The organism is Streptomyces coelicoflavus (genome assembly GCF_003112555.1).
In the GTDB taxonomy this organism is placed as follows: Bacteria; Actinomycetota; Actinomycetes; order Streptomycetales; family Streptomycetaceae; genus Streptomyces; species Streptomyces coelicoflavus.
This window is the reverse complement of the sequence record NZ_BEWB01000012.1, coordinates 260644-273809: the sequence shown is the minus strand read 5'-3', so window position 1 is coordinate 273809 and position 13166 is coordinate 260644. Positions and strand designations below refer to the sequence as shown.

11 protein-coding genes are annotated in these 13166 nt (G+C 71.2%); all 11 read right to left on the bottom strand.

Going from position 1 to position 13166, the window contains the following annotated elements; genetic code table 11:
* Positions 1-2 precede the first annotated feature (2 nt).
* Entirely contained in the window at positions 3-437 is a 435-nt protein-coding gene (locus tag Sco07f_RS28755) for a Cg1360 family ATP-synthase-associated protein (RefSeq protein WP_007387658.1), read from the bottom strand.
* A gap of 262 nt (positions 438-699) precedes the next feature.
* Positions 700-1992: an MraY family glycosyltransferase gene (locus Sco07f_RS28750; RefSeq protein ID WP_108989587.1), complete on the bottom strand. Its 1293-nt coding sequence runs from the start codon at positions 1990-1992 to the stop codon at positions 700-702.
* A gap of 143 nt (positions 1993-2135) precedes the next feature.
* Positions 2136-3392, bottom strand: a complete 1257-nt coding sequence (gene glyA / locus Sco07f_RS28745; protein WP_087792830.1) for a serine hydroxymethyltransferase — start codon at positions 3390-3392, stop codon at positions 2136-2138.
* 86 nt (positions 3393-3478) lie between these two features.
* Positions 3479-4159, bottom strand: a complete 681-nt coding sequence (locus tag Sco07f_RS28740) for an arsenate reductase/protein-tyrosine-phosphatase family protein (protein WP_007387661.1) — start codon at positions 4157-4159, stop codon at positions 3479-3481.
* Positions 4156-4803 carry an L-threonylcarbamoyladenylate synthase gene (locus Sco07f_RS28735; protein ID WP_007387662.1) on the bottom strand — a complete coding sequence of 216 codons (648 nt, stop codon included), beginning with the start codon at positions 4801-4803 and terminating at the stop codon, positions 4156-4158. Before Sco07f_RS28735 ends, Sco07f_RS28740 begins: the two co-directional genes overlap by 4 nt.
* A gap of 50 nt (positions 4804-4853) precedes the next feature.
* Positions 4854-5693 carry a peptide chain release factor N(5)-glutamine methyltransferase gene (gene prmC / locus Sco07f_RS28730; protein WP_042821735.1) on the bottom strand — a complete coding sequence of 280 codons (840 nt, stop codon included), beginning with the start codon at positions 5691-5693 and terminating at the stop codon, positions 4854-4856.
* 70 nt (positions 5694-5763) lie between these two features.
* A complete protein-coding gene (prfA, locus tag Sco07f_RS28725) occupies positions 5764-6840 on the bottom strand; it encodes a peptide chain release factor 1 (RefSeq protein WP_007387664.1) in 1077 nt (358 codons plus the stop codon).
* Between the two features lie 107 nt (positions 6841-6947).
* Positions 6948-7172, bottom strand: coding sequence for a 50S ribosomal protein L31 (gene rpmE / locus Sco07f_RS28720; RefSeq protein WP_007387665.1), 225 nt, complete (start codon positions 7170-7172; stop codon positions 6948-6950).
* A 124-nt stretch (positions 7173-7296) separates the two neighbouring features.
* Positions 7297-8445 carry an LCP family protein gene (locus Sco07f_RS28715; protein ID WP_054099002.1) on the bottom strand — a complete coding sequence of 383 codons (1149 nt, stop codon included), beginning with the start codon at positions 8443-8445 and terminating at the stop codon, positions 7297-7299.
* Positions 8446-8793: 348 nt separating this feature from the next.
* Positions 8794-10584: a trypsin-like serine protease gene (locus tag Sco07f_RS28710; RefSeq protein ID WP_087789526.1), complete on the bottom strand. Its 1791-nt coding sequence runs from the start codon at positions 10582-10584 to the stop codon at positions 8794-8796.
* A gap of 217 nt (positions 10585-10801) precedes the next feature.
* Positions 10802-12895, bottom strand: a complete 2094-nt coding sequence (gene rho, locus Sco07f_RS28705; protein WP_108989586.1) for a transcription termination factor Rho — start codon at positions 12893-12895, stop codon at positions 10802-10804.
* Positions 12896-13166: the final 271 nt, after the last annotated feature.

Here is a 13166-nt window from a genome sequence, read left to right as displayed (position 1 = left end):
CCTCACGACGAGTGGCCCGTCTTCTCGGGCTTCTCGCTCGACGACTCGGGTTCGACGTAGAGAATCTTGGCCTTCATGTGCGCCCGCGTCTGCGCGGCGATCCACGCGAGCGTGACGGCGACCAAAGTGATCGCGAAGGACCGGGGGTTGAACAGCGTCGTGTTCTTGAACGCGGCGAGGAAGACGAACAGCAGCAGGATCTGTGCCGCGTAGAGCATCAGGCCCATCGCCTGGAAAAGGTGCGGAAGCGATTTGGCGGTGCGCTGCAGGACGTAGAGCCCGATTCCCATGAAGAGCATCGCCACCACGGTCGCGACGACGGCTCCGACCGCGCCCTTGCCGCCGGCCACCACGGCGCTGACGACGGCGGCTACAGCGCCGACGGCAGCCGTGGGCACGGCAGCCTGAAGCAGGATCCGGACGTCATTGGACGGCATGGCGGCAACTCCGCTTTCAACACACAGGGGGCAGGTGTCGTCATGGACGAGCGTAGCCCCGAGCCGGACGAGGTCCTCACTTACAAGAGACCGTCGCACTACGGTCCTTGGGCTCTACCCGGGGGATACTCGTGAACCGTATCACAAACTATTTGATGAGGTCTTTACCTCTGGGTGTGCTTGCTGTCACACGTGAGAGTGACGGTGCGCGTTTGTGCAATTAGCGCGCCAACTTGTCTGGTAATGCGGCATTTAGCCGTGGTCACCTGGTGCGCGTACGGGATCCGATGGCGGTCGCTCCGTTGACGCCCACGCCGACCGGAACCCGCTCCTCGTCCTCGTCCGCGGGGGCCGCGGTCTCTTCCTCGCTCGCCATGACGGCCGCCCTGCGGCGCCGGTAGCGCGGCGGGACGAAGCCCTCCGCCCAGCGGGGCGCGCGCGGGGTGAAGCGCGGCAGCAGGAGCAGGACCAGGCCGATCGCGCTGAGGAAGACGACGCTCAGCACGATCCACATCGACGCCGCGTTCACGGAGTAGGCGAGCGCACCGAAGGCGATCAACGCCGAGAAGAAGTACATGATCAGCACCGCGCGGCTGTGCGAGTGGCCGATTTCCAGCAGCCGGTGGTGCAGGTGCCCCCGGTCCGCGGCGAACGGCGACTGGCCCTTCCAGGTGCGCCGGACGATCGCCAGGATCAGGTCGGCGGCCGGGATGGCGATGATGGTCAGCGGCATCACCAGCGGGATGTAGACCGGCACCATCTGGTGCACCGAGTTGCGCTCGGACCCGGAGAACAGGTTCATCAGGTCGGGGTCCACCTGCCCCGTGACCGAGATCGCGCCGGCCGCCAGCACCAGGCCGATGAGCATCGATCCGGAGTCGCCCATGAAGATCCGGGCGGGGTGCATGTTGTGCGGCAGGAAGCCGAGGCACATGCCCATGAGGATGGCCGCGAAGAGCGACGCGGGCGCCGCCGCCTCGATGCCGTACGAGTACCAGATCCGGTAGGCGTACATGAAGAACGCCGCCGCCGCGATGCACACCATCCCCGCCGCGAGGCCGTCCAGGCCGTCCACGAAGTTGACCGCGTTGATGGTGATGACGACGAGGGCCACCGTCAGCAGGGTGCCCTGCCACTGGGTGAGCGCCACCGTGCCGACGCCCGGCAGCGGGATCCACAGGATGGTCAGACCCTGGACCACCATCACACCGGCGGCGATCATCTGCCCGCCCAGCTTGATCAGGGCGTCGATCTCGAACTTGTCGTCCAGGACACCGATCAGCCAGATCAGGGCGGCCCCGGAGAGCAGGGCGCGCGGCTCGTTGGACTTCTCGAAGACCTCGCTGAGGTTGGTGAGGTGGTCGGCGACCAGCAGGCCGGCGCACAGCCCGAAGAACATCGCGATCCCGCCGAGCCGCGGAGTGGGTTCCCGGTGCACGTCACGTGCCCGGATCTCCGGCATCGCCCCCGCCACGATCGCGAACTTCCGTACCGGCCCTGTCAGCAGATACGTCACCGCGGCCGTGATGCAGAGCGTCAGCAGGTATTCACGCACGGGCTTCCCCACAGGTCTCGCTGGCCATCCTCAACCCCACACCCTAGCGATGCGCTTGGCGATGCGGCGCATACGGTTGAGGACTTCCGGGTATCGACGATGGTTGCACGTGTGGCCGTGCACGCCGGTACGCCTACCCGCCCTCAGTCCGGGTACGGGGGGAATTCCGCGGTCAGGTCCCGTACGTCCGCCCGGGCCGCGGCCGGGTCCGTCGTCCCGCGCAGCACCCCGGCGAGCAGTGTCGCCACGGCCCGCGTCTCCCGCTCCCCCATGCCCTGCGTGGTCATCGCCGCCGTGCCCAGGCGCAGGCCGCGGGCGTCGCCGTGCGGGAGTGCGCAGCAGTCCAGGACGATCCCGGCCGCCGCGAGCAGCCCCCGTGCGGCCTTCCCGTCGACGCCGAGCGGGGCGGGGTCGGCGGTGAGCAGGTGGGTGTCCGTGCCGCCGGTGGTGACGACCAGGCCCTCGGCGGTCAGGTGGGCGGCAAGCGCCCGGGCGTTGGCGACCGCCTGGTGGGCGTAGGCGGCGTACGCGGGGGTGGCCGCCTCGCCGAAGGCGACGGCCTTGGCGGCGATGGTGTGCATCTGGGCGCCGCCCTGCGTGAAGGGGAAGACGGCCCGGTCGACCCGCTCCGCCAGTTCGCTTCCGCACAGGATCATGCCGCCGCGCGGCCCGCGCAGCACCTTGTGCGTGGTGGCGCACACGATGTCGGCGTACGGCACCGGGCTGGGCGCCGCTCCCCCGGCGACCAGGCCGATCGGGTGCGCGGCGTCCGCGATGAGGTAGGCGCCCACCTCGTCGGCGATGTCGCGGAAGACGGCGTGGTCGATGTGGCGGGGGTAGGCGATGGAGCCGCAGACGATCGCCTTGGGACGGCGGGCGCGGGCCAGGGCGCGCACCTGGTCGTAGTCGATCAGCCCGGTCTCCGCGTCCACGCCGTAGCCGACGAAGTCGAACCAGCGGCCGGAGAAGTTGGCGGGCGAGCCGTGGGTGAGGTGGCCGCCGTAGGGCAGGCCGAGGGCGAGGACGGTGTCGCCGGGGCGCAGCAGGGCGGCGTAGGCGGCCAGTACGGCGGAGGAGCCGGAGTGGGGCTGCACGTTGGCGTGCTCGGCGCCGAAGAGGCTCTTGGCGCGCTCGACGGCCAGCCGCTCGGCCACGTCGACGATCTCGCAGCCGCCGTGGTGGCGGGCGCCCGGGTAGCCCTCGGCGTACTTGTTGGCCAGGGGGGAGCCGAGGGCGGCCAGCACGGCGGGGGACGTGAAGTTCTCGGCGGCGATCAGCTGGAGTGTCGTCGCCTGCCGGCGGCCTTCGGCGTACAGGATCTCGCCCAGCTCGGGATCCTGGCGCGCCAGGACTCCGAGCGGGCCGGCATCGGCCTCGAGGATGTCGTGGGTGACCGACATGGTGCGCTCCGGGCGTGCGTCGACGGTGACGTACGACCAATGTAGGCCCGGCACGGCGAAGCCGCCCGGCGTGCGCACGACGGGTCCTACGCGCGCGCGGGGACCCCCGTCAGCGCGGTCACGACCGGGTCCAGTGCCTGGTGTATCTCGTCGCCGACCGACCGGAAGAACGTCAGCGGGGCGCCGTACGGGTCGTACACCTCGTCCGCCTCGGCCGTGGGTGCCAGGAGCCACCCGCGTAGAGCGGCGGCGGCGCGGACCAGGGCGCGTGCGCGGGTGACCACGCCGTCCTCCAGGGGAGGGAGCGTGGCCGGGTCGATGGCGTTCACCAGGCGGGTGAACTCCTTGAGGGTGAAGGTGCGCAGGCCCGCCGAGTGGCCCATGGAGATGACCTGGGCCCGGTGGTCGCGGGTGGCGGTGAGGACCAGGTCGGCGCGGATCACGTGCTCGTCGAGCAGCTCGCGGCCGGTGAACCCGGCCGGGTCGGCGCCGAAGTCCGTGAGGACCGTCTCGGCGTTCGCTTCCATGGGGGCGCCCTCGTGGCCCCAGGTGCCGGCGCTCTCCACGATCAGGCCGCCGCCCAGCACACCGAGCCGCTCCTGCACCGCGTGCCGGGTCAGCCGCTCGGTGATGGGCGAGCGGCAGACGTTTCCGGTGCTGACGTGGAGGATGCGGAAGCTGTCGCGCGGAAGTCCGACGAACGTGGTCGTGATCTCCGCGGCGCGTTCCCCGTTGCCTATGCCACGCCCCGTCTCAGGGGCCGTCAATTCGCCACCTCGAGGTCGGGTACCACCTTGCGCAGTTCCTCCGCGGACAGCGCGCCCGCGCGCAGCAGCACGGGCACCTCGCGGGTGACGTCGACGATGGACGACGGGACGTTGCCGGGGGTGGGGCCGCCGTCGAGGTAGACGGATACGGAGTCGCCGAGCATCTGCTGGGCGGCGTCGCAGTCCTCGGGGGCCGGGTGGCCGGTCAGGTTGGCGGAGGAGACGGCCATGGGGCCGACCTCGGTGAGCAGCTCGATGGCCACGGGGTGCAGAGGCATCCGGACGGCGACCGTGCCGCGGGTCTCGCCCAGGTCCCACTGGAGGGACGGCTGGTGCTTGGCGACCAGGGTCAGCGCGCCGGGCCAGAAGGCGTCGACGAGTTCCCAGGCCATCTCGGAGAAGTCCGTGACGAGGCCGTGCAGGGTGTTGGGCGAGCCGATGAGGACCGGGGAGGGCATGGTTCGGCCGCGTCCCTTGGCCTCCAGCAGGTCGCCGACGGCCTCCGCGGTGAAGGCGTCGGCGCCGATGCCGTACACGGTGTCCGTCGGCAGCACCACGAGCTCGCCACGGCGGACGGCGGACGCGGCCTCGCGCAGACCGGTCACTCGGTCGGTCGCGTCGTTGGTGTCGTAACGCCGTGCCATTTAGCTGGCCTCCTCGTACACGTACTGCGGGGTGGGGGTCGTCGGGATGTTCACGGCAGTGCCTTGCGGGCGGTCGCGAACCTGGGCCGGTTGTTGAGGTCGGGGTGGTCGGCCGCGTCGGCCCAGCCCCGCTCCTCGGTGAAGATCCAGGGCACCTGGCCGCCCTGGGTGTCGGCGTGCTCGACGACGACCACGCCGCCGGGGCGCAGCAGGCGGTGCGCGGTGCGTTCCAGGCCGCGGATCAGGTCGAGGCCGTCCTCGCCGGAGAACAGGGCCAGCTCCGGATCGTGGTCGCGGGCCTCGGGGGCGACGTACTCCCACTCGGTGAGCGGGATGTACGGCGGGTTGGAGACCACCAGGTCGACCTGGCCGTCGAGGTCCGGGAAGGCCGTCAGGGCGTCTCCCTGGCGGAGGTCGACCCTGGACCCCTCCATGTTCCTGCGCGTCCACTTCAGGGCGTCCTCGGACAGCTCCACGGCGTGCACGCGCGAGCGCGGCACCTCCTGGGCGAGGGCGAGCGCGATGGCGCCCGAGCCGGTGCACAGGTCGACGATGCAGGGCTCGACGACGTCCATCGCCCGCACCGCGTCTATGGCCCAGCCGACGACCGACTCGGTCTCGGGGCGGGGCACGAAGACGCCGGGGCCGACCTGGAGCTCCAGGTAGCGGAAGTAGGCGCGGCCGGTGATGTGCTGGAGCGGCTCGCGCGCCTCCCGGCGGGCGACGACCTCCCAGTACCGGGCGTCGAAGTCCGCGTCCTGCACGGTGTGCAGCTCGCCCCGCTTGACGCCGTGCAGGTACGCGGCGAGTTCTTCCGCGTCGGTGCGCGGCGAGGGCACGCCGGCATCGGCCAGCCGCTGGGTGGCCTGGGCCACCTCCGTGAGCAGCACACTGCGGGGGTTCGGGGGTCGCCCCCCGTGATGTAGCGGCACGCTGGTCCTCCGGGCTGTCGTACGGGGCTTACGCGGCGGCGAGCTTGGCCGCCGAGTCCGCGTCGACGCAGGCCTGGATCACCGAGTCGAGGTCGCCGTCCAGGACCTGGTCCAGGTTGTACGCCTTGAAACCGACACGGTGGTCCGAGATGCGGTTCTCCGGGAAGTTGTACGTGCGGATCTTCTCGGAGCGGTCGACGGTGCGGACCTGGCTGCGCCGGGCGTCGGCGGCCTCCTTCTCCGCCTCCTCCTGCGCCGCCGCGAGCAGCCTGGAGCGCAGGATACGCATGGCCTGCTCCTTGTTCTGCAGCTGGCTCTTCTCGTTCTGGCAGGAGGCGACGACTCCGGTCGGGATGTGCGTGATGCGCACCGCGGAGTCGGTGGTGTTGACGGACTGGCCGCCGGGCCCGGAGGACCGGTAGACGTCGATGCGGAGGTCGTTCGGGTTGATCTCGACGTCGATCTCCTCGGCCTCGGGGGTCACGAGGACGCCCGCCGCGGAGGTGTGGATCCGGCCCTGGGACTCGGTCGCGGGCACGCGCTGCACGCGGTGCACGCCGCCCTCGTACTTGAGCCGCGCCCAGACGCCCTGGCCGGGCTCGGTGGCGCCCTGGCCGCCCTTGGTCTTCACGGCGACCTGGACGTCCTTGTAGCCGCCCAGCTCGGACTCGGTGGAGTCGATGATCTCGGTCTTCCAGCCGACCCGCTCGGCGTAGCGCAGGTACATGCGCAGCAGGTCGCCGGCGAAGAGCGCCGACTCGTCGCCGCCGGCTCCGGCCTTGATCTCGAGAATGACGTCCTTGTCGTCGCTGGGGTCGCGCGGGACGAGCAGCAGGCGCAGCTTCTCGGTCAGCTCGTCGCGCTGCTTGTCCAGCTCCTTGACCTCGGCGGCGAAGTCGGGGTCGTCGGCCGCGAACTCGCGCGCGGTCTCCATGTCGTCGCCGGTCTGCTTCCAGGAGCGGAACGTGGCGACGATCGGGGTCAGCTCGGCGTACCGCTTGTTCAGCTTGCGCGCGTTCGCCTGGTCGGAGTGGACCGACGGGTCGGCGAGCTTCTTCTCCAGGTCGGCGTGCTCGGCGACGAGTTCCTCGACGGCCTCGAACATCTTGGGCTCCTGCTACTGCGTGGGAAGGGAAGACGGGCGACCAAAAACGCCGGTCCCGGCGCTCCCCGGGCAGGGGATGCGGCCGTGGACCGGCGGTTGGAGGCTCGCTACTTCTTGGAGCCGGCGGAAGCCTTGCCGAAGCGGGCCTCGAAGCGGGCCACGCGGCCACCGGTGTCGAGGATCTTCTGCTTGCCCGTGTAGAACGGGTGGCACTCGGAGCAGACCTCGGCCCGGATGGTGCCGGACTGAATGGTGCTGCGGGTGGTGAACGACGCGCCACAGGTGCAGCTGACCTGCGTCTCGACGTACTCGGGGTGGATGTCGCGCTTCAAGGTGTCTCCTACTGTTCCGGGAGGGCGCCGGGTCGCAGCCGCGGGATGCGGGAGCGTGAACCGGAGCCGACGTACCAGTCTGCCAGGACTGGGGCCATCCCCCAAAACCGGGGGCGGGGGTGAACTATTCCCCGGCGTTCACGACGCCCTTGGCCTCACCCGTGGCCGTGCCCTTGGTGGCCGACTCCGGGATCGGGCGGTCGTTCTTCAGGGCCGTCCAGACCTGCTGGGCCTTGTCCTTCTCGACCAGGACGCGGTTGGCGTCGGCGGGGTCGTAGACCACCGGCATGGTGACCATGTGCATCTTGTCCGGGCCGATGCCCTTCAGCCCGGTCGCGAAGGACATCAGGGAGTTCACCGAGCCCAGGTCGGAGTCGGTGGTCACGGTCTTGGTGGCGGTGTCGGCGATGTCGTACAGCTTCTTGGGGTTGCCGAGCAGGCCGATGTCCTTGACCTGGTGGACCAGGGCCTTGACGAAGGCCTGCTGGAGCTGGATGCGGCCGAGGTCGGAGCCGTCGCCGACGCCGTGCCGGGTGCGGACCAGTCCGAGGGCCTGCTCGCCGTCGAGCCGGTGGGTGCCGGCCGGGAGGTCGAGGTGGCTGTCGGGGTCCTTGATGTCCTCGGTGGTGGTGACCCGTACGCCGCCGAGGTCGTCGATGAGGTTCTGGAAGCCGCTGAAGTCGACCTCCAGGTAGTGGTCCATGCGCAGGCCGCTGACCGACTCGACGGTCTTCACGGCGCAGGCGGCGCCGCCGGTGGAGTAGGCGGAGTTGAACATCACGCCCTCGGCGGCGGGGTGCTCGTTGCCGTCGGTGTCGGTGCAGTCGGGGCGGTCGATGAGGGTGTCGCGCGGGATGGAGACCACGCTGGCCTTCTTGTGGCCCTTGTAGACGTGCACGATCATCGCCGTGTCCGAGCGGGCGGTGCCGTCGTCGGTGCCGCCGCCGAGCTTCTTGTTGCCGCCGGAACGGGTGTCGGAGCCGAGGACCAGGATGTTCTCGGAGCCGTTGTCGGCCTTCTCGGGCCGGTCGGCGCCGAGTGCCGCGTCGATGTCGACGCTCGTGAGGTTGCCGTTGAGCTTGAAGTACAGGACTCCCGCTCCGGTGCCGCCCAGGACCACGATGCCGGCCGCGCTCCAGGCCGCGACGAGCAGGGCCTTGCGCCGGCCCGATCTGGGCCTGCGGCGGCGCCCCTTGCCCCGGTGGCCGGGTCCGGTGGGGCGGGACTGGCCGGGGCCGGGTATCGCGGGATCCGGCGTGCTCTCGGCGGACATGGGCTCCTCGGTGTTCGTCCGGTCGGTTACCCCCTGCGCTCAGGGTCGGGGCGGTCGGTCCGGCGGCGGGTTCGGCGCCGGTCCTCACCATGGTCCCTCCGTAGCTCAGACGGCGGAACTCGGGACAGGGTTGCACAACGGACTGTGGCGAACCGGTGCAAAAACGGTGACGGAGCGTGTTCGCGGTGCGCGGGTCCGCGGCGCTGACCTGGGCATCCACGAGCACCGGCCCCGTCCCGCCGGGACGCCGCCCGGGGCGTCCCGTGTGGCGAAGGTCGCAGCCGCGCTCCCGGTGAACGGCGAAGGGGCCGCCTCCGGGGTGGAGGCGGCCCCGTGGGGCTCGTTCGCTCAGCCGAAGAGGTTGAACGCGTTCCAGCCGCCCCCGACCCGCACACGGGTCTTGAACGTCGCCGTGCCGGACTTGCCGGTGCCCTTGTAGAGCCACATCACACCGGAGCCGTCGCGGGCCAGCAGGTCGGGCCTGCCGTCACCGGTGACGTCGCCCGCGGTGGCGAAGGCGCTGTAGACGGACCAGCCGCCGCCGACCCTCACCCGGCTGCCGAGCGCCGGCGCGGCCTTCCCGGTGCCCGGGTACAGCCACAGGACGCCCGAGCCGTCCCGCGCCAGCAGGTCGGGCCTGCCGTCGCGGTTGTAGTCGCCCTTGCCGGTGATCGTGTACTTGGCCCAGCCGCCGCCGATGCGGACCCGGCTGCCGAAGGTGCCGTCGCCCTTGCCGGGGTAGAGCCACAGGACGCCGTACTTGTCCTTGGCGACCAGGTCGGGCAGGGCGTCGCCGGAGAGGTCGCCCGGGACGCGGAGGTCCTTCATCACGTTCCAGCCGCCGCCGACGCGGATCGAGTCGTAGGCGTCGACCCCGTTGAAGGCGAGGGTGTACAGCACGCCGTCCGAGGCGCGGTACACGTAGTCCTGGTAGAAGTCGCGGTCCAGGTCGCCCTGGCGCACCAGGCTCACCCCGCCCCAGTCGCCGAGCGAGAGGCGGTTGTCCAGGTACGGCCACCTGTCGCCGAGGGAGTAGTACTCGTACGCGTCGCCGCCGGGGGTGCGGGCGAAGAGGTCCGCGAGGCCGTCGAAGTCCAGGTCGGTGTCGTCGACGCGGGAGTTGACCTCGCCGACGTAGGAGCTGACCTTGGCGTAGACGCCGTAGGCACCCGAGGCGACGCAGTCCTCGACGCCCCAGGAGACCACGCCGGCGATCCTGCCGTTGACCACGAGCGGACCGCCGGAGTCGCCGTTGCACGGGGAGACCGTACCGGCGTCCTGGCCGGAGGCCGGGGTGCCGGCGCAGGCCATCTGGCCGGGCACGAAGTCGGAGCCCCAGTACGACGTGCAGGAGGCGTCCGAGCGCATCGGCACGGTCGCCTTCTTCAGCGTCGGCGAGATGTCCTGGCTGGTGGAGCTGGTGCGCCCCCAGCCGTACACGGTCGCCGGAGTCCCGTTGGCGTAGGAGGCGGTGTCGCCGCTCGTCGTCGGCCGCAGCGTCTTGTACGGCAGTGCCTCGCCCAGCGTGAGCACCGCCAGGTCGCCGCCCGAGATGCTGCTCGGCCGGTACGTGGGGTTGACCCACTGGCGCCATACGCCGGCCACCCGGCCGCCGTGCAGGTCGTTGCCTTCGGGCAGTTGGGCGGTGCCGGCGAGGACGGCTCCGTTCTGCGCCCAGTCCAGGCCGTACACGCAGTGCGCGGCGGTGAGGACCTTCGCCGGGGCCACCAGGGTGCCGCCGCAGAAGTAGCCCTCGTCGTCGGCGGTGTCGGTGGTGCCCTTGTCGTCGTAGTAGTGCAGCTGCACCATCCACGGCGCCTCGGAGATCGACGCGTTCGTGCCGCCGATGATCTTCGGGTCGATCCTGCCGGACGGGGCCTCGGTGCTCGGACCGGCCTCCGGCTCCGCGCCGGGGGCGGCCGGGGTGTCGCTCTTGAGGGCGGCCCCGGATTCCCGGACACGGTGCGCCAGCTCGGCGGGGGACGCGGTGGCGGGCCGTTCGGTGACGGCCGGCCGGGGCGGGACGGGGGCCCCGCCGGAGGCCTGGGCGGGGGCGGCCGCGAGGACCGCGCCCGACAGGGCGAGTGCGGCACCGGCCGCGGGAAGAGCCAGCCGGGCTCTTCGAGGAGTGGACGTCACTCAGATCTCCTGTCGCTGTAGACGCAGGCAGGAGAGAACCGCCCCCGGGCGCGGGCCGGTGAAGGCAGCACTGATCACCCTGTGGGCGCATCCGAAAATACGTTCCCCCCCCCCACTGCAAGTGCGCTGATCCTACAAGCCCGGCAAGCCGGAAGTCCCGCCCCGTCACCCGAGTGACGAAGCGGGACTTCCGTGGTGCGGACCCGTCGGCGGTGGCTCAGTCGCCGTTGCCGGGCGTCGGCGTCGTCTTCTGGATCTGCATCAGGAACTCGACGTTCGACTTGGTCTGCTTCATCTTGTCCAGGAGCAGCTCGATCGCCTGCTGCTGGTCGAGGGCGTGCAGCACCCGGCGCAGCTTCCAGGTGACGGCGAGCTCCTCGCTGCCGAGCAGGATCTCCTCCTTGCGGGTGCCGGACGCGTCGACGTCCACCGCGGGGAAGATGCGCTTGTCGGCGAGCTTCCGGTCGAGCTTGAGCTCGGCGTTGCCGGTGCCCTTGAACTCCTCGAAAATGACCTCGTCCATGCGGGACCCGGTGTCCACCAGGGCGGTGGCGAGGATGGTCAGCGAGCCGCCGTCCTCGATGTTGCGGGCCGCACCGAAGAAGCGCTTCGGCGGGTACAGGGCGGTCGAGTCGACACCACCGGACAGGATGCGGCCGGAGGCCGGGGCGGCGAGGTTGTACGCACGGCCCAGACGCGTGATCGAGTCGAGCAGTACGACGACGTCGTGACCCAGCTCCACCAGGCGCTTGGCGCGCTCGATGGCCAGCTCGGCGACCGTGGTGTGGTCCTCGGCCGGGCGGTCGAAGGTCGAGGAGATGACCTCGCCCTTCACCGACCGCTGCATGTCGGTGACCTCTTCCGGACGCTCGTCGACCAGGACGACCATCAGGTGGCACTCGGGGTTGTTGTGCGTGATCGCGTTGGCGATCGCCTGCATGATCATGGTCTTGCCGGTCTTCGGCGGGGCCACGATCAGACCGCGCTGGCCCTTACCGATCGGCGCGACGAGGTCGATGATGCGGGTGGTGAGGACGCCGGGGTCCGTCTCCAGGCGGAGGCGGTCCTGCGGGTACAGCGGCGTCAGCTTGTTGAACTCCGGGCGCCCGCGCCCGGATTCGGGCGCCATGCCGTTCTGCGAGTCCAGGCGGACCAGCGCGTTGAACTTCTCGCGACGCTCGCCGTCCTTGGGCTGGCGCACGGCACCGGTGATGTGGTCGCCCTTGCGCAGGCCGTTCTTGCGGACCTGGGCGAGGGAGACGTACACGTCGTTGGGGCCGGGCAGGTAGCCGGAGGTCCGGATGAACGCGTAGTTGTCGAGGATGTCGAGGATGCCGGCGACCGGGATGAGGACGTCGTCCTCGTTGATCTGCGGCTCCTGGATCTCGTCGCGTCCGCGACGGCCCCGGCGGTCGCGGTAGCGGCCCCGGCGGCCGCGGCGGCCGCCGCCGTCGTCGTCGTAGCCGTCGTCGTGCTGCTGACGGTCCTGACGTCCGCCGCCCTGCTGCTGACGGTCCTGGCGACCGCCGCCCTGGCTCTGGTCGTCGCCCTTGTTGCGCCGGTCCCGGCCGCCGCGGTCACCGCGGTCGTTCCGGTCACCGCGGTCGCCCCGGTCACGGCGGTCGCGACGGCGGCCCTCGCCGCCCTCGCCGTCGGAACGCGCGTCGCCCTGGCCCTGCTGCTGCCCCTGGCCCTGCTGCTGCGACTGCTGCTGGGCCGACGCGTCGGCCTTCGTCTCACCGCGGGTCTCGACGGCGACCGTCTCGGTGCCGGACGGGCTGCCCGCGTCGGCGGTGGCCCGGCGACGACGACGCTCGGAGGGGGCGTCGGCGGCGGGCGCGGCCTGCTCGGCCGAGGCGTTGACCTTGGGGGACGGCTGACCGGGAATGTCGATCTGCTGCTGGTCGGCGGCCGCCTTGTCCGCCTTCTTGTCGGCCTTGCCGGCCTTCTCCGCGCTCCCCGCCTTCGCGGCGGGAGCCTCGTCGCCCGTACGGGTCCGGGAGGTGCTGCGGCGCTTCGGCTTGGTCTCGCCGACGGCGTCCGCGGCGGCGGGCGCGGCCTTGGCGGGGGCGCCCCCCGCGGCCTGCGCCTCCTTGATGACCTCGATCAGCTGGCTCTTGCGCATACGCGCGGTGCCCCTGATGCCGAGACCGGATGCGACCTGTTGCAGCTCGGCCAGCACCATGCCCTCGAGGCCGGTACCGCGGCGCCGCCGGGAGCCGGCACCGGTGGCAGGCGCGGAGGCGTCCGTGGCGGGCGCGGCAGCGGTCTCCTCGACACGTGCGCCCATCAGATCGGTGGTGTCGCTCACGAAGGGTCCTTCCCTGGAGCGGACGTCGGCCTGTCTGGCTCGGCGACCGGTTGTGCTGTCCGGCTTCGGTCCTTGCTGTGCGAACCGTGCCGGGGCGGTGGTCCGCCTGAACGGCGGAAGAGATATCTGGTGATGGCGCTTCCCCTAGCCGTGGCACCCGGTGTCTGTGTCATGCGGCGTGGTCGCACCGGTTCCGAAACTCCCCCAGAGGGGGTGACCCCCACCGGCGGGCCGCTCAATGCCCGTGTCGGCCGTACTGATCACGTACGAC

Coding starts and splice junctions, on each gene's coding strand:
- Sco07f_RS28755 (WP_007387658.1), bottom strand. CDS start 437: ATGCCGTCCAATGACGTCCGGATCCTGCTTCAGGCTGCCGTGCCCACG.
- glyA (WP_087792830.1), bottom strand. CDS start 3,392: ATGTCGGTCACCCACGACATCCTCGAGGCCGATGCCGGCCCGCTCGGA.
- Sco07f_RS28735 (WP_007387662.1), bottom strand. CDS start 4,803: ATGGCACGGCGTTACGACACCAACGACGCGACCGACCGAGTGACCGGT.
- prfA (WP_007387664.1), bottom strand. CDS start 6,840: ATGTTCGAGGCCGTCGAGGAACTCGTCGCCGAGCACGCCGACCTGGAG.
- Sco07f_RS28715 (WP_054099002.1), bottom strand. CDS start 8,445: ATGTCCGCCGAGAGCACGCCGGATCCCGCGATACCCGGCCCCGGCCAG.